We start from the raw sequence: 18,992 nt of genomic DNA, 5'->3' as shown, positions 1-18,992 counted from the left end.
GCAGGGTGCGCTAGCGGGCGATGCCGGCCGCCGCGCCGATGGTGCGGAACCAGTCGTCGCCGCAGGTCTTGGAGAACTTCGAGCAATCCTCGATCCACATCGGCACGACGGACGTCTTGAGCAGCTGCTTGACTTCGCGCACGTCGGCCTCGGTGGGCTCGACCAGCTGCATCTTGCCGGGCTTGCCGGTGCAGGGCTGCTTGCCGACGTTGCAGTTGATGCCGTCCTCGTGGCCCTTGCGGCTGATGTCCCACAGCGCGGTTTCGAGCTGCTTCATTTCGGCCGACAGGGCCGCCTGCTGGTCGGCCGACAGCTTGTCCCAGAAGGCGTTGCGCGCGACCTGCAGCACCACGCCGGCGCCGCCCAGCGGGATGGGGCTGAGCGAGTGCGCGACCTCGAACCAGTCGTTGCTGTTGCCATACTGGCTGCCGGTGATGGCGCAATCCACCACGCCCTGCATCAGGCCCTGGTAGACCTCGGGACCGGCCAGCGTGGCGCCGGCGGCGTTCAGGTCGGCCACCATCTTGGCCGTGTAGGTGCCGCTGACGCGCACCTTCTTGCCCTTGAGATCGTCCAGCGTCTTGATGTCTCCCTTGCAGTACAGGATCTGGAACGGGAACGACCATGCCGTCAGCAGCTTGGCCTTGAAGCGGTCGTTGAGTTCCTTTTCGAGGATGGGGCGATAGGCGTCGAGGTTCTTCTGCAGCTGGTCGAAGTCGAACGCCGCGCCGGGCAGGTCGGCGCCCATCAGCACCGGCGCGTCGCCGCCCACGAAGCTGATCTGGAACGACACCACGTCGAACGCGCCGCTTTGCAGCGTGCGCAGCGATTCGAAGCCCTTCAGGCCCAGCTCGTCGATGGTGCGGAAGTTGGCCGAGAACGCGCCGTTGCTGCGCTTGGGCAGGTCCTTCCAGAAGGGCCGTTCGACCTGTTGCGATTGCGGCTGGTTGCCGTACCAGCCCAGCACGCGCATCTTGACCTCGTCGGCGCACGCGACCGACGACATCCCCGCGGCCAAGGCCAGCAGCGCGATGGACCGTTGCAGTATTGCCTTCATGATGAATCTCCCCCTGGGTGGCTGTATAGGTTTCATGGAGGCCCGAATTCCTGTCGCCTCCTGGTCGCAGTTGAATTATGAATAGTCCGATGAAATAATCAATTATTAAATTTTGGATCATTTCTATAAACAGGACTTATAGTGAATCTGCGGCTGATCGAGATATTCCGGGCGGTGATGCAAAGCCACACCACGGTCGGCGCGGCCCGCGCCCTGCAGATTTCGCAGCCGGCGGTCAGCAGCGCGATACGCCAGCTGGAATCGCAGGTGGGGTTCACGCTGTTCGATCGCGTGGGCAATCGCCTGAGCGCGACCGAAGAGGCCAAGATCCTGTTCCGCGACTCCGAATCGATCTTCCTGCTGTCCAAGGCGCTCAACCACACGGTCGAGGAGCTCAAGAACGAACGGCTGGGCCAGTTGCGCATCGTCGCCACGCCGCAGCTTGGGCATTCGGTGCTGCCGGCGGCCATCAACGACCTGCTCAAGCAGCGGCCCAAGGTCAAGGTGTTCTTCGACGTGCGCCGTTCGTACAACGTGGTGGAGATCATCGAGTCGCGCGCGGCCGACATCGGCTTTGCCATCGCGCTGGAGCCCGAGCTGGAGCAGAAGCTGCACATGCTGCCGGTGGCGCGCGTCCGGATGGTGTGCCTGGCGCCCGCCGATCATCCGCTGGCCCGGCGCAAGTCCGTCACGCCGCAGGACATCTCGCCGTATCCGTTGATCGGGCTGGAGCTGGGCTCGCGGCTCAGCCCGCTGGTGCTCAATGCCTTCAAGCAGGCCGGCACGCCCTACCGCACCGCGGTGGAGGTGCGCTATTCCGAGACGGCCTGCCTGCTGGCGCAGGCCGGCGTGGGCGTGACCGTGGTCGATCTGTTCTCGGCCATGGCGCAGGCCAGGCACGGCGGCGGGCTGAAGATCATCCCGTTCAAACCGGCCATCGAGGTCGAGGCGTTCGCCGTCTCGGCCAAGAACCGCGTGCCGTCGCGGCTGGCGCTGCTGCTGGTCGAGGAAACGCAGAAATCCATCCGGCGCTTCCAGCCGGCCTGACCACGGCTTCGCGCCGCCGCAGGGCGGGCTGGCGGCGCGCATCGGCGACAATGAAGGCCGGCGCGCCATCCGGCGCCGCCCGACCGCCGAGAGCCCGCCCCATGAGATTGTTGCCGGCCATGGGCGCGCTTGCGCTGCTGCTGCATGCGCCCGCCGCGCCCGCCCAGGACTTCGACCGCCACGGCCACGCGCTGGTGCGCGACGCGCAGGGCTGGGTCTACATCGACCGCGCGCACCGCCCGGTGCTGCGGCCGTTCATCTACGACAACGGCCCCGACTACTACGAGGAGGGGCTGGCGCGCTTCGTCGAGCGCGGCAGGATGGGATTCCACGACGAGGCGCTCAACATCGTCATCCCGGCCGAATACGATTTCGTGTTTCCGTTCCAGGGCGGCAAGGCCAGGGCGGGCATGGACTGCCGCGTGCAGCGCCACGGCGAGCACGGGTCGGTGAGCTGCCGGCGCTGGACGACGCTGACCAGGCCCTAGCGCGACTCCATCCAGTCGATGACCAGCCGCATGGTCCGCAGCACATGCTCGATCATCGCTTCGCGCGCGGCGGCGCCGTCGCGCCGCGTCAGCGCGGCAATGATGGCTTCGTGCTGCTGGATGTTCTCTTCCATCAGCCGCGGCGGCATTTTCGAGGCGAAGCCCAGCACGTCCGAGACGCTGCTGCTTTGCAGTTCGCTGACCATGTCGAGCAGCCGCTCGTTGTGGCTGAGTTCGGTGATGAGGTGGTGGAAGTCGAAATTGTGCTGCAGCCACTCCGACCCGCGCTCGTTGCGCACCCGCGAGCGTAGCGTGCTGGCGTAGTGCTTCTGGTGCTGGGCAAGCAGCTTGAGATGCTTGTCCTCGATCCAGTCGACCGCCAGGCGCGCGGCCAGCCCTTCCAGCTCGGCCCGTACTTCGAAGGCCTCGCGGATGGCGCGCACCGAGGGAATGGCGACCATGGCCCGGCCGGTGTCGGTCAGGGAGATGGCGCGCCGCGCCTCCAGGAAGCGCAGGGCTTCGCGGATAGGGGTGCGGCTGGTTCCGAACTCGCTGGCCAGTTCGTACTGGCTCAAGCTGTCCCCGGGCAGATATCGGCCGGACTGGATGCGTCGCAGGATTTCTTCCGAGATTTCCGTCGACGATCGGGTCTGGCTCTTGGGGGCGGATCTTGCGCTCATCAGTCTCGTTGTCTATGCGGGCCGGGCCGGCATGCCTGCCGGTCGCGTCCGCGTGGGTTCATGGCGGGCGGCGCGCGGCAAAGCGCGCCGGCACAGGCACCGATTGTAGTGAGGATGCTCCCCGGTCCGGAAATGGACGCGTCGGCGCGCGGCTGCCGCCTTGCGGGTAATCCCGGATGCCGGTCCGTGGTTGTGTTATGTAGGATCCGTTTTTATCTAAATGGGATCCCATTTTAGACATACGGAATTCTTACATGGAGAGCCACATGAGCGATATCGACCCCATCACTTCAGCCAGGATCCTCAACCCGGGCGGGCGCGGCGGCCCGCTGACCGAGGCCCACCGGCCCATGCAGGCCATGCACCGCGACGACATCGCGTGGGAGAACCTGCGCTACGAGGGGCAATTCTCGAAGATGATGTTCCACCCGGTGCAGGACGACCGCACCATCCCCAACGCCGGCATCGTCCGCTACGAGAAGGGCTCCGGCCACCCCCTGCACAACCATTATTTCGCCCAGATCTGGTACGTGCTGAGCGGCAAGTTCGAGATCGAAGGCAAGGTCTATGGCGAGGGGTCGATGATGTTCCATCCCGATCCGCACTACGAGTACGCGCTGAACACCCTGGAGGACGGGGAAATCCTCTACGTCCAGTACATGGGGCCGACGACGCGCCAGCCGGCGATCTACGAAGGCCGCTTCAACATGGAGACGCGCCGTCCGCTGGAGGATGAGTCGACGGCGGCCTGAGCGCGCGCGGCGGATCGCCGGGCGCATACGCGGCCGCCAGCCGGCGGCCGTTCACGGGGCGGCCGGCGCGGCGCCACGCAATGAATCGGGAGAACGGTAATGGAAAGGCTGATCCAGGTCCTGGACCTGTTCAGCGACAGGATGGGCCGGCTGGCCAGCACGGTGATGCTGCCCATCCTGCTCGTGACTTTCGCGGTGGTCGTCCTGCGCTATGTGTTCGGAATAGGCCTGATCTGGCTGCAGGACAGCTATGTGTGGCTGACCAGTGTTTTCTTCATCTGCATGGCCGGCAACACGTTCCTGCATGACCGCCACGTGCGCGTCGAGCTGTTCCATTCGCGCATGCACGCCAGGAAGCAGGCGCTGGTCAACGCGCTGGGCGTGCTGTTGCTGCTGTGGCCGACGCTGTTCGTGATCGTGCAGCAGAGCTGGCGGCCGATCGCCCGGTCGTGGCGCTTCCTGGAAGCCTCGCCCAACGCCGGCGGGCTGGCGTTCGCCTATGTGCACAAGAGCCTGGTTTACGTCTTCTGCCTGGTGCTGTTCCTGCAGGGCCTGTCGCTGCTGCTGAAGTCGGCGCGCACGCTGGCCGGCGCGCGCGGCGTTGCGCCGGAGGCCTCGCCATGAGCCTGAGCGACGTGCTTTGCCTGCTGATGTTCGCCACCGTGATGGGCACCATGATGTTCGGCTTCCCGGTGGCGTTCACGCTGTCGGGCGTGGGCGTGGCGTTCGCCCTGCTGGGTTCGGCGCTGGACGTGTTCGAGTGGCGCACCATGGGCGGGGTGATGGGGCGGCTGTACGGCATCATGAGCAATGAAATGCTGGTGGCCATCCCGCTGTTCGTCTTCATGGGCATCATGCTGGAGAAGTCCAAGGCGGCCGAGCGCCTGCTGGTGACCACGTCCAGCCTGTTCGGCTCGCTCAGCGGCGGTTTGGCGTTCACGGTGGTGATGGTCGGCACCCTGCTGTCGGCGGCCACCGGCATGGTCGCCGCGACGGTGGCCACGCTGGCCTTGATCAGCGTGCCGGCGATGCGGCGCGCCGGCTACCAGCCGTCGTACATGGCCGGTTCGATCTGCGCGTCGGGCACGCTGTCGCAGCTGATCCCGCCGTCCACGGTGCTGATCCTGATCGGCGACATGCTGCGCGGCGTCACGCCGCCGGACCGCCCGGGCGGGCCGGTGACCGTCAGCGACCTGTTCGCCGGCGCGGTGCTGCCCAGCGTGCTGCTGGTGGCGCTGTTCCTGGGCTATGTGCTGTACCGGGCGCTGTTGCGGCCGGACACCTGTCCGCCGTTGCCCCGCAGCGCCGGACAGCGCGTCGGCCTGCGGCAACTGCTGGTGGACGCGGTGGCCCCGCTGGCTCTCATCGTCGCGGTGCTGGGTTCGATCCTGGCCGGCATCGCCACGCCGACCGAGTCGGCGGCGGTGGGGGCGATGGGCGCCGTGCTGATCGCCTGGATGTACAAGGCGCTGTCCTGGCCGGTGCTCAAGCAGGTCTGCATGGCGACCGGGCACCTGGTGGCGATGGTGTTCACGATCATGATCGGCGCGGCGATCTTCTCGCTGGTGTTCAAGGGGCTGGGCGGCGAGCACCTGGCGCGCGAACTGCTGTCCAGCGTGCCGGGCGATCTCTATGGCGCCTTGCTGCTAGTGTTGCTGATCGCCTTCGTGCTGGGGTTCTTCCTGGACTCGTTCGAGATCATTTTCGTCGTCATCCCGATCTTCGGCCCGCCGCTGCTGTCGCTGGGGGTGGACCCGCTGCTGTTCGGCGTGCTGCTGGCCGTCACGCTGCAGACCAGCTATCTCACGCCGCCGTTCGGGTTCGCGATTTTCTACCTGCAGGGCGTCTACAAGGATATCGGCGCCGAGACCGCGTACCGCGGCGTGTTGCCCTACATCGCCCTGCAGGTGGGCGCGGTGGCGGCCCTGCTGGGCTTTCCCGCCCTGGCGACCTGGCTGCCGGCCGTTCTTTACTGAGCGCGCGCCCGCGCGCCTTCATAACGCACAAGGAGACAACATGAACCCGAATTCGGACAACAAGCGCCGCACCCTGCTGCGGGCCGCGACCGTGGGCGGACTGGGCGCCGTGCTGGCCGGCGCCGCGCCGCCGGCGCTGGCCAAGCCGCGCGTGCGCTGGCGCATGGGCATGGCCTGGACCCGCTCGGCGCCCGGCTACACCACGCCCGTCGTCGCGCTGGCGGATTTCCTCGACAAGGCGACCGGCGGCGCATTCCAGATCGAGGTGTTCGGCGCCGGCGACCTCGTGCCGGCCATGCAGACCTTCGACGCGGTGCTCGATGGCACCCTCGACTGCGGCCACGGCTACGCCAGCTACTGGTCGGGCAAGTCGATCGCCATGAACCTGGTGATGAGCATGCCGTTCGGCACCACGGCCCAGGAAAAGAACGCCTGGCTGCAGTACGGCGGCGGGCAGGCGCTGGCGGACAAGGTGTACGAGCGGCTGGGCGCCAAGTTCTTCCCGCTGGGTAATTGCGGCGTGCAGCCCATGGGGTGGTTTCGCAGGGAGATCAATTCGATCGACGATTTCAAGGGGCTGAAATTCCGCGTCAGCGGCCTGCCCGGCGAAGTGTTGCGCGAGTGCGGCGTGGCGGTGGTCGGCATGCCGCTGGGCGAAGTGCTGCAGGCCATGCAGTCGGGGGCGGTGGACGCCTGCGAGCTGACCGGACCGTACATCGACACCACCCTGGGCATCCAGCGCATCGCCAAGAACTACTATTTTCCGGGCTGGCATGAGCCGGAAGGGCAGTTCGACCTGTTCATCAACCTGGACGCCTGGAACAAACTGAGCCCCGAATACAAGGAGCTGGTGCGGGTGGGCGCCTACTATGCCAACGGCGTCATGCTCAACGAACTGGTCGCCAAGAACGGCAAGGCCTTCGACGACCTGCGCACCGAGCACGGGGTGACGGCGCGCCTGCTGCCCGACGACGTGCTCAAGCGCATGCACGAGATCACCAACGAGCTGCTGGCCGGCGCCTATGAGCGCGATCCGCTGGCGCGCGAGCTGCGCGACAGCCTGCGCGCCTTCCTGGGCAAGGCCGCGCCCTATTCGGAGTACTCGGAACTGCTGTTCATGCAGGCCCGGGCGAGCCTGGCGGGGCGGCCGCGGCTGGGAGCCTGAGCGGCCGGGCCTAGAATGGCGGGCTGACATACAGGGATTCGAGGGGTTATGGCAGACCGCGTGACCAAGGCCTTCCAGCTTGCGACGTTGAAGATCCGGCTCAACAGCGCCGACCTCCAGCGCCTGGACCTGCACCAGCGCATCCAGCGCGCCCTGCGCGCGCTGATCCTTGACGGCGCGCTCGGGCCGGGCGTGCGCCTGCCGGCGACCCGCGCGCTGGCGGGCTCGCTCGGCGTGGCGCGCGACACCGTCGAGAATGCCTATGTGCAACTGCATCGCGACGGCTTCATCGTGCGCCGCCAGGGCTCGGGCAGCTATGTCTCGGAGACGGTGGGCGCGCGCCTGCTGGGCGCGGCGCGCCGGCGCCGGATGGCGGCGGGCGAGCCGCGTGCCGAGCCGGCGCCCGAGGCGGGGCTGAGCCGGCGCGGCAGGCGGATCCACGACAGCGGCGGGGTGCCCGACCAGCGCCAGGTCCGGGCGTTCGCCACGGGACTTCCGGAAACCCGCACCTTTCCCGTCGACGTCTGGGAGCGGCTGCAGCGCCAGGCCCTGAAAGACCAGCGCGCCAGCGTGCTCCTGCATGGCGATCCGCAAGGGGCGCAGCCCCTGCGCCACGCGATTGCCGCCTACCTGAACCTGGAGCGCGGCGCCAAGGTGGACGCCGAGCAGATCCTGGTGCTCAGCAGCACGCGGCAGGCGCTGTTCCTGTGCGCCCAGTTGCTGGTGGACGCCGGCAAGCCGATCCTGATGGAGAACCCGGGCTATTTCGGCGCGCGCAAGGCGTTCGAGGCGGCCGAGGCGCGGATCGTGCCGATCGACGTGGACGCGCACGGCATACGCACCGACCTGCTCAAGGCGGACCGCAGCGGCGCGAGCTGCGTCTACGTGACGCCCTCGCACCAGTACCCTACCGGCGCGACCCTGTCGCTGGAGCGGCGGCTCGACCTGACGGCGTGGGCGGCCGCGCAGGGGCGGTGGATCATCGAGGACGACTACGACAGCGAGTTCCACTACGACGGCCTGCCGACGGCCTGCGTGCAGGGCCTGGACCGCCACCGGCGCACCATCTACCTGGGCACGTTCGCCAAGACGCTGTATCCGGGCCTGCGTCTGGGCTACATGGCGCTGCCGCGTCAGCTGGTGCCGGCCTTCACGCGTGCGCGCGCCATCATGGACGGGCACACGCCGCAGCTCACGCAGCTGACCCTGGCCCGCTTCATGGACGACGGGCATTACAACTCGCATGTGCGCGCCATGCGCAAGCTGTATGCGGGCCGCCGCGACGCGCTGCTGGAATCGCTCGGCAAGTCGCTGCGGGGGATCGCCACCGCGGTACGGCCGCCCGGTGGCCTGCAGGTGCCCTGCCTGCTGGAGCGCGGCTGGTCGGAGGCCAGGACCATCGCGCAGGCGTCCGCAGCCGGCATGCGCCTGGCCGGCCTGAGCGGACTGTACGCGGGCGAAGGCGGCCAGCAGGGATGGATTCTCGGCTATGCCTGCCTGGCCGCGCACGAGATCGAGGCGGCCGTGCTGCGGCTGCGGCGCGCCCTGAAGGCCTGAGCGCGCCGCGCCCGTTAGTACGGCAGCGGAAAGCGCCGGCTCAGATCGGCCGCCCGCGCGCGCACGGCGTCGTGGCCGCCGGCCCGGCCGCCATCGCGCAGTTCGCCCAGCACGGCCAGGATCAGTTCGGCGATTTGCCGGAACTCGGCCGGCCCCATGCCGCGGCTGGTGCAGGCCGCGCTGCCCACCCGGATGCCTGAGGTGACGGCCGCGCTGGCGGCATCGCCCGGGACGGCGTTCTTGTTCAGGGTGATGCCGGCTTCTTCCAGCGCCCGTTCGGCGGCATTGCCGGCCAGCCCCCACGGCCGCAGGTCGACCACGCCGAGGTGGCAGTCGGTGCCCCCCGAGACGATCGACAGGCCGCCTTCGGCCAGGCGCGCGCACAGCGCACGGGCATTGTCGATCACGGCGCGCGCGTAGGCGCGAAAGCCGGGCCGCAGCGCCTCGCCCAGGGCCACGGCCTTGGCGGCGACGACGTGCATCAGCGGGCCGCCCTGCAGGCCGGGGAACACCGCGGCGTCGACGCGCCTGGCGATGTCGGCGTCGTCGGTGAGGATCATGCCGCCGCGCGGCCCGCGCAGGGTCTTGTGGGTGGTGGTCGTGGTCACGTGGGCGAACGGCACCGGCGAGGGGAACGCGCCGCCGGCCACCAGGCCGGCATAGTGGGCCATGTCGGCCACGAAGAGGGCGCCGGTGGCGTCGGCGATGGCGCGAAAGCGGGCGAAATCCGGCACGCGCGCATAGGCCGAGCCGCCGGCGATGATGAGCCGCGGCCGCTCGCGCCGGGCGGTGCGCTCGACCTCGTCCATGTCGATGCGGTGCGAGACGGGATCGACGCCATAGCTCAGCGCCTCGAACCATTTGCCCGACAGATTGACGCGCGCGCCATGGGTGAGGTGCCCGCCCGACTTGAGGTCCAGGCCGAGGATGCGGTCGCCGGGCGCGAGCAGGGCGAGGTATACGGCCTGGTTGGCCTGGCTGCCGGAGTGCGGCTGTACGTTGGCGTAGGCGCAGCCGAACAGGCGCCGGGCGCGCTCGATGGCGGCCTGTTCGGCAACGTCGACGTGGCGGCAGCCGCCATAGTAGCGGCGGCCCGGATAGCCCTCGGCGTATTTGTTCGTCATGACCGAGCCTTGCGCGTCGAGCACGGCCTGGCTGACGAAGTTCTCGGAGGCGATCAGCTCGATCGAGTGCATTTGCCGCTGGCGCTCGGCGTCGACGGCGCGCCAGATTTCGGGGTCGGCATGCCGCAAGGGCAGCGCGCGCGCGTCGGCGGACGCGGCGGCGGCGGGAAGCAGGTCGTTCATCGGATGTCCTGGGACGTAGGGGAAAGCAGGGCAGGCCGGGCCGCGGCGGGCTCGGGCCGGCGGAAGTGGATCAGCCCGTGCGCGGCCAGTCCGGCCACCAGCCCCCAGAAGGCGCCGCCCACGCCCAGCAGCGTGACATTGGCCGCCGTGGCCAGGAAGGTGATGAGCGCGGTCTCGCGGGTGCGCGCGTCGGCCATGGCGCCGGCCAGGCTGCCGCCTATGGCGCCCAGCAGGGCCAGCCCGGCCAGCGTGGTGATGAAGGTCTTGGGCAGCACCATGAACAGCGTGGCCAGCGTGACGCCGAACAGGCCCACCAGGATGTAGAACACGCCGCAGGCCAGGCCGGCGATATAGCGCTTGCGGGGATCCTCGTGCGCGTCGCGGCCGGTGCAGATGGCCGCGGTGATCGCGGCGACGTTGAAGGTATGGGCGCCGAACGGCGCCATGACCAGCGAGCCCAGCCCGGTCGCCACCAGGATGGGGTTGGCGCTGGTCTTGAAGCCGTCGTTGCGCAGCACCAGCATGCCGGGCATGTACTGGCCGGTCAGCGTGATGACGAAAAGCGGCAGGGCCACGCCCAGCATCGCATGCAGCGAGAAGCGCGGCGTCTCGAACACCGGCGCGGCCAGGCTGAGGTGCAGCGCGGAGAAGCCCACCCGCTGCTGGGCCACCAGCAGGCCCAGGCCGATGACCAGGACGCCCACCACGGCAAAGCGCGAGGTGTAGCGCTTGAGCAGCGCGTACGACACCAGCAGCACGATGACCAGCAGCGGATCGGTCGAGGCGCCGCCGAAGGCACTGATGCCGAACTGCAGCAGGATGCCGGCCAGCAGGCCGGCCGCGATGCCGGCGGGGATCATGCGCACCAGCTTCTCGAAGGCGCCGGACAGGCCCAGCACGACAAAGCCCAGCGCCGCCGCCAGGTAGGCGCCGATGACCTCGCCGTACGGCGTGAAAGGCATGACGGTGGCCAGGAAGGCCACGCCCGGCGTCGACCAGGCCGTGATGATGGGCTCGCGGTAGCGCCAGCTGAGCGCGATGCCGGTCACCCCCACGCCGATGGACACGGCCCAGACCCAGGAGGTGGTCTGGGCCGCCGACAGCCCGGCCAGTTCGGCGGCCTGGAAGACCAGGACGAAGGTGCCGCCGTAGTTCACCAGCACCGAAATCAGCGCGGCGACGATGGGCGGAAGGAAATCGGCGGGCCGAAGGGCTGCCGTGGGCGTGTGCATCGATGGCTCCTGCTATCAACCATGCCGGGGCGGACGGCCGCGGCAGGTATTCGATTCTAGGAGCGATATGGCAGGTTTATTCATGCCACATTGTTGATGTGTTCCAGACCACTTTGCGGCCTTGCCGCGCGCCGCGCCGCGCCGGGGTGGTGGCGCGGACGCGCCTGCGCTAGTATGGCCGGACGCCGCGCCGTGCGATGCGCCGCGCGGATCCGCCTTCCCTACGCAAGGAGTCCGCATGGCCACGCTGACGATCAATGGCAAATCCCAGGATATCGACGCACCCGACGACATGCCGCTGTTGTGGGTCATCCGCGACCGGCTCGGCATGACCGGCACCAAGTTCGGTTGCGGCATGGCGCTGTGCGGCGCCTGTACGGTGCACCTGGACGGACAGCCGGTGCGCTCCTGTATCACGCCGGTCGCCGCGGCGGCCGGCAAGCGCGTCGTCACCATCGAGGCGGTGGGCGAGGACGAGGTCGGCCGCGCCGTGCAGCAGGCCTGGACCGAGATCGGCGTGCCGCAATGCGGCTATTGCCAGTCGGGCCAGATCATGTCGGCCACCGCGCTCATCAAGAGCAATCCCAGACCCAGCGACGAGGATATCGACGCGGCGATGAGCGGCAATATCTGCCGTTGCGGCACCTATCCGCGCATCCGCGCCGCCATCAAGCAGGTTGCAGTCAAGGGGGTGGCCAAATGAACGCGTTCGACCGTTTTGCGCAGCCGCATGCCGCCATGGCGGATGAACCTGCCGGCCTGGCGCCCGCTTCGCCCGCGCGGCGCGAGTGGCTCCGGACGGCCGCCACCCTGACCGGCCTGGTGCTGGTGGTGGGGGCGGGCGGGGTGGTGCGCGCCGCCGGCGAGGCGGCCAAGGAAGCAAAGAAGTACGGCGCCGACGGCATGCCGCACGGCACGGTGGACGATCCCCTGGTGTTCGTGTCCATCGCCGCCGACGGCCTGGTGACCATCGTGGCGCACCGCGCCGAGATGGGAACGGGCGTGCGCACCAGCCTGCCCATGGTGGTGGCCGACGAGCTGGAGGCCGACTGGGAGCGCGTGCGCGTGATCCAGGCGCCGGGCGACGAGCCGCGCTATGGCAACCAGGATACCGACGGCTCGCGCAGCACCCGGCATTTCTTCCTGCCCATGCGCCGGGTCGGCGCGGCCGCGCGCGCCATGCTGGAGGCCGCCGCGGCGCGCCAGTGGGACGTGCCGGTGGCCGAGGTGGCCGCGCGCCAGCATGAGGTCTTGCACGAGAAGTCGGGCCGCAAGCTGGGCTACGGCGAGCTGGCGACGGCCGCCGCGGCGCTGCCGGTGCCGGCCGAGGCCGCCCTGCGCCTGAAGCAGCCGGCGCAGTTTCGCTATATCGGCAAGCCGGGCGCGCGCAGCGTGGATATCGAGGACATCGTCACCGGCAAGACTCACTTCGGCATCGACACGCGCCTGGACGGCATGCTGTACGCGTCGGTGGCGCGGCCGGCGGTGCTGGGCGGCAAGGTCAAGGCCTACAAGGCCGAGGCGGCGCTCAAGGTGCCCGGCGTGGTCAAGGTGGTGGAGCTGCCGGCCGGGCCCACGCCGCCGGTGTTCGCGCCGCTGGGCGGGGTGGCGGTGATCGCCTCGGACACCTGGGCCGCGCTCAAGGGCCGCCAGGCGCTGGAGATCGAGTGGGACGACGGCCCGCACGCGACCTACGACTCGGAGGCGTTTCGCAAGACCCTGAGCGAGGGCGCCGGCAAGCCGGCCAAGCCGGTGCGCAATGACGGCGACGCGATGCAGGCGCTGGCGGGCGCGGCCCGCCGCATCGAGGCCGAGTACTACCTGCCGCACCTGGCGCACGCCACCATGGAGCCGCCGGCGGCCACCGCGCGGCTGGCCGACGGCAAGTGCGAAGTCTGGGCCTGCGTGCAATCGCCCTATGGCACGCGCGAGAACGTGGCGCGCCACCTGGGCCTGGACATCGGCGCGGTCACGGTGCACCAGACGCTGCTGGGCGGCGGCTTCGGGCGCAAGTCGAAGTCGGATTTCGTGGTCGAGGCGGCCCTGCTGTCCAAGGCCATGGACGGCAAGCCGGTCAAGGTGACCTGGTCGCGCGAGGACGACCTGGCCAATGATTACTTCCATACCGTGTCGGTCGAGCGGCTGGAGGCCGGCGTGGACGCGCAAGGCAAGGCGGTGGCCTGGCTGCATCGCACGGCGGCGCCGACCATCGGCTCGACCTTCGTGGCCGGCGCCGAGGGCCAGCAGCCGTTCGAGCTGGGCATGTCGGCGATCAACATTCCGTTCCAGATCCCCAACTTCCGCGTCGAGTCGGTGCCGGTGCCGGCGCATACGCGCATCGGCTGGTTCCGTTCGGTGTCGAACATCCCGCACGCATTCGCGGTGCAGAGTTTCGTGGCGGAAATGGCGCATGCGCTGGGCCGCGATCCGCGCGACTACCTGCTGGAGCTGATCGGGCCGCCGCGGCGCATCGAGCCGGCGGCGATGTCGGATGGCTGGAACTATGGCGAATCGCCCGAGCTGTACCCGCTCGATACGGGCCGCATGCGCCACGTCATCGACCTGGCCACCCGCGAAGCGGGCTGGGGCCGCAAGCTGGAGGCGGGCAGGGGGCTGGGCGTGGCGGTGAGCTACAGCTTCGTGACCTACATCGCGACCGTGGTCGAGGTGGAGGTGGGCAAGGACGGCTCGATCTCGGTGCCGCGCGTGCACGTGGCGGTCGATTGCGGCCCGCAGGTGCATCCGGACCGCGTGCGCGCCCAGGTGGAAGGCGCCTGCGTGATGGGCCTGAGCCTGGCCGTGAGCGGCGAGATCTCGTTCGCCAAGGGACGCGCCACCCAGACCAACTTCCACCAGTACGAGGTGGCGCGCATGCCGCAGGCGCCGCGCGAGATCGCGGTGCATCTGGTCGAGCATGGTTTCGACGTGCCGCTGGGCGGCGTCGGCGAGCCGGCGGTGCCGCCCTTCGCGCCGGCGCTGTGCAACGCGATCTTCGCGGCTACCGGCAAGCGCATCCGCGCGCTGCCGATACGCGACCAGCTCAAGGCCTGAGCGCGGCCGGCAAAGGCGGCGCCGGCCGGCGCCGCCTTCCTGGCGCGGCGCGGGGGTTTTGGCTACGATGCTGCGATGCCCAGCCCGTCCCGTTCTCCCGCCGCCGCCTACAAGAAGGCCCCGTCGCTCAAGGGCCTGCCGTCGATCCGGCAACTGCGCGCCTTTGTCGCCGTCTATTACACCGGCACGCTTTCGGCGGCCGCCGAAGCCTTGTCGCTGACCCAGCCCGCGGTGACCATCCTGCTCAAGGAGCTGGAGGAAAAACTGGGCGTGCGCCTGTTCGACCGCACCACGCGCGCGCTGCGGCGCACGACCGCCGCGCTCGAAGCCATCGCCTACGCCGAACGCGTGCTGGGCGAGCTGGACGCGCTGAGCGCCAGCATGATGGACCTGGCCGACGTGCGGCGCGGCCGCCTGCGGGTGGCGGCCACTTCCACGGTGGCGCAGACGCTGCTGCCCAAGGTGGTGCGCCGCTTCCTGGACCTGCATCCGGGCGTGAAGGTCAGCGTGGACGATTGCGCGCCCGCCATGTTCGCCGAGCATGTCCTGAGCGAGCAGGTGGACCTGGGCGTGGGCACGCTGGAGAGCGCCGTGCCGGGGTTGGAGCAGCATCAGTTCCTGGGCGACCACCTGTGCGCGGTGGCCACCGACGCGGCGTTCGGGCATGGCCGGCCGATGACATGGAAGCAGCTGTCGGGCCTGCCGGTCATCGTGGTGCAGGCCGGCTACGGCGTGCGCCGCAGCATCGAGCGCGCCGCGCAGCAGGCCGGCGTGGAGCTGCAGGTGGCCTTCGAGGTATCGCTGCTGACCACGGCGCTGGCCATGGCGGCCAGCGGCCTGGGCGTGGCGGTGGTGCCGCAGTCCATCCTGGCCCATACCCACTACACCAACCTGGTGGCGCGCCGGCTGGTGCGCCCGGTGGTGCTGCGCAGCACCTCGGTGGTGTTCAAGGAAGCGCGCGCCCTGTCGCCTTCGGCGCAGGCCTTCGCCGAGTTGCTCAGGCGCGAGTTTTCCTCGCCGGCCTAGGCGCCCAGCGCCGCGCTCAGGCGCGCGGCCGCGTCGCGCAGCACCGGGATGTGGGCATCCTTGTAGCGATGCACCGGCATGGTCAGCGTCAATGCGCCGGCCAGCATGCCTTGCGCGTCGAAAACCGGCGCCGAAATCCCCGCCAGTTCGGGTGAGCGGTCGCTCACCGGCGAGGCCATGTAGCCGCGCAGGCGCAGCGCATCGTAGAACTCGCCCGGCGTATCGCTGAAAGCCATCAGCACATGGCCGCCGGTGCCGCGATCGAGCGGCAGCAGATCGCCCGCGTGGCTCTGGTCGGACAGGGGCTGCGGCGAACTGACGCGGTACAGCACCAGCCGGTGCGCGCCCTGGCGCACATGGAACGAGGCGCTTTCCCGGGTTTGCCCGACCAGCTCCTGCAGGGCAGGCAGCACGACATCCTGCAGGTTGAACGAGGCGGCGTAGACGCGGTTCAGGCGCGCGGCCGCCGGCCCCAATGCGTAGCGCCCGTCGGGGCGCCGCAGCACGAATCCGAAATGCATCAGCGAAGCCAGCAGCCGCAACACGGTGCTGGGTACCAGGCAGGCGCGCTCGCTCAGCTCGCTGAGCGACAGCGTCTGGTCGGTGACGCGAAACGCGGTCAGCAGGGTCAGGGCGCGGTCGACCGCGGTGACGCCGCCTTCGGCGCTTTGCGCGCGGTCTGCCGGACGAACGGGATAGCGGGGCATGGGCGGACGACGCCGGTCTTGACACGGCAAGAACACGGCATTTATTCTATTAAACAGAAGTTAATTTTATCAGATAGAAATAACAGGCACAAGTGGAAAAAATCCTGATCAGCGAAGTCGGCCCCCGCGACGGTTTGCAGAATGTCCAGGCGGTCATGCCCACCGAGGCCAAGTTGCGGTGGATCGGCGCGCTTGCGGCGGCCGGCCTGCGCGAGGTGGAAGTCGGTTCGTTCGTGCATCCCAAGTGGCTGCCGCAGATGGCGGACGCCGATGCGGTCGTGTCCCGGGCGCGCGCCATCGCGGGGCTGACCGTGCTGGCGCTGGTGCCCAACCTCAAGGGCGCGCAGCGGGCGCTGGCGGCCGGCGCGCACAAGATCACCGTGCCGGTCTCGGCTTCGCAGACGCACAACATGGCCAATGTGCGCATGACCTGCGAGCAGTCGATCGAGGCCATCGCCGCCATCTGCGCGTACCGCGACGAGATGGCGGGCGAGGGCCCGCGCGTCGAGGTCGAGGCGGGTATTGCCTCGGCTTTCGGCTGCTCGCGCGAAGGCGCGGTGCCCGAGCGCTGGGTGATGGAGATGGCCGAGCGGCTGGCGCGGGCCGGCGTGGATTCCGTCGGCCTGTCCGATTCCGTGGGCGTCGCCCAGCCGTTCCAGGTCAAGCGCATGTTCGGCCAACTGCTGCGCCTGCTGGGCGAGCGCGCCGGCGGCGCGCATCTGCACAACACGCGCGGGCAGGGGCTGGCCAACGCGGTGGCGGCGCTGGAAGCCGGCGTGACCACGCTGGATGCGTCGCAGGGCGGCCTGGGCGGTTGTCCGTACGCGCCGGGAGCAACCGGCAATATCGTGACCGAAGACCTGGTCTACCTGCTCGAGTCCATGGGCGTGGATACCGGCATCGACCTGGACCGGCTGCTGCAGGCGCGCGCCATCCTGGCCGCCGCGCTGCCCGGCGAACCCCTGTACGGCCACTTGGCCGACGCGGGGGTGCACCGGGGGTTCCGCTACGCCGATCCGGCCCGCGCCGGGCTGGCCGCGCCCGCGCAGGCGGCCTGCGCGGGCGGCGCGCAACCCACGGAGGCGGCATGAACGCGTCCGGCGCCATGCTGCCCCTGCAAGGCGTGCGCGTCATCGAGATGACGCACATGGTGATGGGGCCCACCTGCGGGCTGGTGCTGGCGGACCTGGGCGCCGAGGTCATCAAGGTCGAGCCGCCCGGCGCGGCCGGGCGGCCGGGCGAGCACACCCGCTACCTGAAGGGCGCGGGCGCCGGCTTCTTCGCCGCCTGCAACCGCAACAAGCAAAGCGTCATCCTGGACCTGGACGCCGCCGACGGCCGCGCGGCGCTGTACGAGCTGGCGGCCGGCGCCGACGTCTTCGTCGAGAATTTCCGGCCCGGCGCGCTGCTGGAGCGCGGGCTGGGCTACGAGGCGCTGTCGGCGCGCAATCCCGGCCTGGTCTATTGCTCGCTCAAGGGCTTCCTGGACGGTCCCTATGCCGAACGCACGGCGCTGGACGAGGTCGCGCAGATGATGAGCGGGCTGGCCTACATGACCGGCCCGGTCGGGCAGCCGCTGCGCGCCGGCGCGCCGGTCAACGACATGATGGGCGGCATGTTCGGCGCCATCGCCGTCATGGCGGCGCTGCGCCAGCGCGAGCGCTCGGGCCGCGGCCAGCACGTGGTCAGCGGCCTGTTCGAGAACGCCGCCTGGCTGGTGTCGACCCACATGCTGCAGCAGGCCATCACCGGCGTGGAGCCGCCGCCCATGTCGGCCGGCAGGCGCGCCTGGGGCGTCTACGACGTGTTCCAGTCCGCCGACGGCAAGCAGATTTTCATCGGCGTGGTCACCGAGCGGCAGTGGCAGCGGTTTACCGAAGCGCTGGGCGAGCCCGAACTGCGCGACCCCGCCTACGGCGACAACAACGCGCGCGCCCAGGCGCGCCCGACGCTGATCCCCCTGGTGGGGCGGCTGCTGGCGCGGCGCACGCTCGACGAGCTGCAGGATCTCTGCGCGCGGGCCGGGCTGCCGTTCGCGCCCATCGCGCGGCCCTGGGACCTGTTCGACGATCCGCACCTGAACGCCGCCCAGGGCCTGCTGCCGATCACCCTGGCCGACGGCAGTCCGGCCAAGGTGCCCGGCCTGCCCATCCAGTTCGACGGCCAGCGGCTGGGCGTGCGGCGCGACGTACCCCGTCCGGGCGAACACAACAACGCAGTCCTGAGCACCCTGACCGGCACGGCCGGACGCAAACTAGAGGAAAAGCAATGAAGCTGATCAACGGCGTCGAAGTATGCGACACGCTGGAAGAACTGATTGCCCCCGGCCATACCGCCCTGGTGGTGGTGGATGTGCAGAATGATTTCTGTCATCCCGACGGCCATTTCGCGCGCCATGGCAAGAAGATCGATACGATCGCCGCCATGCTGCCGGCGCTGGTTCCGTTCGTCGGCGCCGCCCAGGACATGGGCATTTTCACGGTGTTCCTGCAACAGCTGACGCTGCCCCATGGACGCAGCGATTCGCCCGCCTGGCTGCGCCTGAAGTGCCGCGACGGCAAGTCGCCGGACTACACCCTGCCCGGCACCTGGGGCGCCGAGCTGGTCGACGGCCTGCAGCCGCGCGCCGGCGACGTGGTGGTGCCGAAGTTCCGCCCCGACGCCTTCGTGCGCACCCCGCTGGACGGCATCCTGCGCGCCCAGGGGATCAAGTCGCTGGTCATCGTCGGCACCACGACCGAAGGCTGCGTCGAGTCCACGGTGCGCGGCGCGTCGTACCACGACTACTACGTGATTCCGGTCAGCGACCTGATCACCGGTCCCATCCCGGACCTGCACGCCAATTCGCTGGCGTTCATGCGCGCGCGCTATCCGGTGGCCGAATCGGCGCAGGTGCTGGAAACCTGGCGCGCGGCCCGCGGCGCGGCGGCCGCCTGACAGGGGGAGA

The 18,992-nt window shown here is 69.5% G+C and carries 18 protein-coding genes; 13 read left to right on the top strand and 5 right to left on the bottom strand.

Translation table 11 applies throughout. From position 1 onward, the window contains the following. Nucleotides 1-10 precede the first annotated feature (10 nt). Complete coding sequence (locus CAL11_RS20855) at nt 11-1,057, bottom strand: TRAP transporter substrate-binding protein (RefSeq protein ID WP_086094115.1); 1,047 nt, start codon at nt 1,055-1,057, stop codon at nt 11-13. Nucleotides 1,058-1,198: 141 nt separating this feature from the next. On the opposite strand from CAL11_RS20855, the gene CAL11_RS20850 reads away from it, so the two are divergent. Further along, the gene (locus CAL11_RS20850; RefSeq protein WP_033449337.1) at nt 1,199-2,104 is read left to right on the top strand and encodes a LysR family transcriptional regulator; all 906 of its coding nucleotides are present in this window, start codon (nt 1,199-1,201) and stop codon (nt 2,102-2,104) included. Nucleotides 2,105-2,205: 101 nt separating this feature from the next. Beyond that, nucleotides 2,206-2,592 (top strand): WG repeat-containing protein, encoded by a 387-nt coding sequence (locus tag CAL11_RS20845; RefSeq protein ID WP_086094114.1) that lies wholly within the window; start codon nt 2,206-2,208, stop codon nt 2,590-2,592. Here CAL11_RS20845 and CAL11_RS20840 read toward each other — a convergent pair. Continuing rightward, nucleotides 2,589-3,272: a GntR family transcriptional regulator gene (locus CAL11_RS20840; RefSeq protein WP_003808107.1), complete on the bottom strand. Its 684-nt coding sequence runs from the start codon at nt 3,270-3,272 to the stop codon at nt 2,589-2,591. The genes CAL11_RS20845 and CAL11_RS20840 overlap by 4 nt on opposite strands. Nucleotides 3,273-3,538: 266 nt before the next feature. Between CAL11_RS20840 and CAL11_RS20835 the strand changes: the two genes are divergently transcribed. From CAL11_RS20835 to CAL11_RS20815, 5 genes are all read left to right on the top strand, one after another. Then, nucleotides 3,539-4,024, top strand: a complete 486-nt coding sequence (locus CAL11_RS20835) for a cupin domain-containing protein (RefSeq protein WP_033449332.1) — start codon at nt 3,539-3,541, stop codon at nt 4,022-4,024. Between the two features lie 99 nt (nt 4,025-4,123). Beyond that, nucleotides 4,124-4,648, top strand: a complete 525-nt coding sequence (locus tag CAL11_RS20830; protein ID WP_086094113.1) for a TRAP transporter small permease subunit — start codon at nt 4,124-4,126, stop codon at nt 4,646-4,648. Further along, nucleotides 4,645-6,000: a TRAP transporter large permease gene (locus CAL11_RS20825; protein WP_086094112.1), complete on the top strand. Its 1,356-nt coding sequence runs from the start codon at nt 4,645-4,647 to the stop codon at nt 5,998-6,000. Before CAL11_RS20830 ends, CAL11_RS20825 begins: the two co-directional genes overlap by 4 nt. Before the next feature lie 40 nt (nt 6,001-6,040). Next, nucleotides 6,041-7,165 carry a TRAP transporter substrate-binding protein gene (locus tag CAL11_RS20820; protein ID WP_086094111.1) on the top strand — a complete coding sequence of 375 codons (1,125 nt, stop codon included), beginning with the start codon at nt 6,041-6,043 and terminating at the stop codon, nt 7,163-7,165. Nucleotides 7,166-7,213: 48 nt separating this feature from the next. Then, a complete protein-coding gene (locus CAL11_RS20815) occupies nt 7,214-8,722 on the top strand; it encodes a PLP-dependent aminotransferase family protein (RefSeq protein WP_086094110.1) in 1,509 nt (502 codons plus the stop codon). Between the two features lie 14 nt (nt 8,723-8,736). On the opposite strand, the gene CAL11_RS20810 is transcribed toward CAL11_RS20815, so the two are convergent. Both CAL11_RS20810 and CAL11_RS20805 read right to left on the bottom strand, forming a co-directional pair. Continuing rightward, entirely contained in the window at nt 8,737-10,029 is a 1,293-nt protein-coding gene (locus CAL11_RS20810; protein ID WP_086094109.1) for a serine hydroxymethyltransferase, read from the bottom strand. After that, nucleotides 10,026-11,261 (bottom strand): benzoate/H(+) symporter BenE family transporter, encoded by a 1,236-nt coding sequence (locus CAL11_RS20805; RefSeq protein WP_086094108.1) that lies wholly within the window; start codon nt 11,259-11,261, stop codon nt 10,026-10,028. The genes CAL11_RS20810 and CAL11_RS20805 overlap by 4 nt, the downstream gene beginning before the upstream one ends. A gap of 238 nt (nt 11,262-11,499) precedes the next feature. On the opposite strand from CAL11_RS20805, the gene CAL11_RS20800 reads away from it, so the two are divergent. The 3 genes from CAL11_RS20800 (at nt 11,500) to CAL11_RS20790 (ending at nt 15,338) form a co-directional block, all read left to right on the top strand. Continuing rightward, nucleotides 11,500-11,964, top strand: coding sequence for a (2Fe-2S)-binding protein (locus CAL11_RS20800; protein ID WP_086094107.1), 465 nt, complete (start codon nt 11,500-11,502; stop codon nt 11,962-11,964). After that, the gene (locus tag CAL11_RS20795; protein WP_086094106.1) at nt 11,961-14,312 is read left to right on the top strand and encodes a xanthine dehydrogenase family protein molybdopterin-binding subunit; all 2,352 of its coding nucleotides are present in this window, start codon (nt 11,961-11,963) and stop codon (nt 14,310-14,312) included. Before CAL11_RS20800 ends, CAL11_RS20795 begins: the two co-directional genes overlap by 4 nt. Before the next feature lie 75 nt (nt 14,313-14,387). Beyond that, the gene (locus CAL11_RS20790; protein ID WP_033446969.1) at nt 14,388-15,338 is read left to right on the top strand and encodes a LysR family transcriptional regulator; all 951 of its coding nucleotides are present in this window, start codon (nt 14,388-14,390) and stop codon (nt 15,336-15,338) included. Here CAL11_RS20790 and CAL11_RS20785 read toward each other — a convergent pair. Then, on the bottom strand, nt 15,335-16,045 hold the full coding sequence (locus tag CAL11_RS20785) for an IclR family transcriptional regulator (RefSeq protein ID WP_033446972.1): 711 nt from the start codon (nt 16,043-16,045) through the stop codon (nt 15,335-15,337). The two genes, CAL11_RS20790 and CAL11_RS20785, sit on opposite strands and share 4 nt — an antisense overlap. Nucleotides 16,046-16,137: 92 nt before the next feature. Here CAL11_RS20785 and CAL11_RS20780 point away from each other — a divergent pair, with 92 nt between their 5' ends. From CAL11_RS20780 to CAL11_RS20770, 3 genes are read left to right on the top strand one after another with little or no spacing between them, the layout of a single operon-like run. Further along, entirely contained in the window at nt 16,138-17,136 is a 999-nt protein-coding gene (locus CAL11_RS20780; RefSeq protein ID WP_086094105.1) for a hydroxymethylglutaryl-CoA lyase, read from the top strand. Then, the gene (locus tag CAL11_RS20775; protein WP_086094104.1) at nt 17,133-18,317 is read left to right on the top strand and encodes a CaiB/BaiF CoA transferase family protein; all 1,185 of its coding nucleotides are present in this window, start codon (nt 17,133-17,135) and stop codon (nt 18,315-18,317) included. Before CAL11_RS20780 ends, CAL11_RS20775 begins: the two co-directional genes overlap by 4 nt. Then, nucleotides 18,314-18,982, top strand: a complete 669-nt coding sequence (locus tag CAL11_RS20770) for a cysteine hydrolase family protein (RefSeq protein ID WP_086094103.1) — start codon at nt 18,314-18,316, stop codon at nt 18,980-18,982. Before CAL11_RS20775 ends, CAL11_RS20770 begins: the two co-directional genes overlap by 4 nt. Nucleotides 18,983-18,992 lie beyond the last annotated feature (10 nt).

Source organism: Bordetella genomosp. 6, assembly GCF_002119705.1.
Taxonomy (GTDB): domain Bacteria; phylum Pseudomonadota; class Gammaproteobacteria; order Burkholderiales; family Burkholderiaceae_B; genus Bordetella; species Bordetella bronchiseptica_F.
This window is presented reverse-complemented; position numbering and strand designations above follow the sequence as displayed.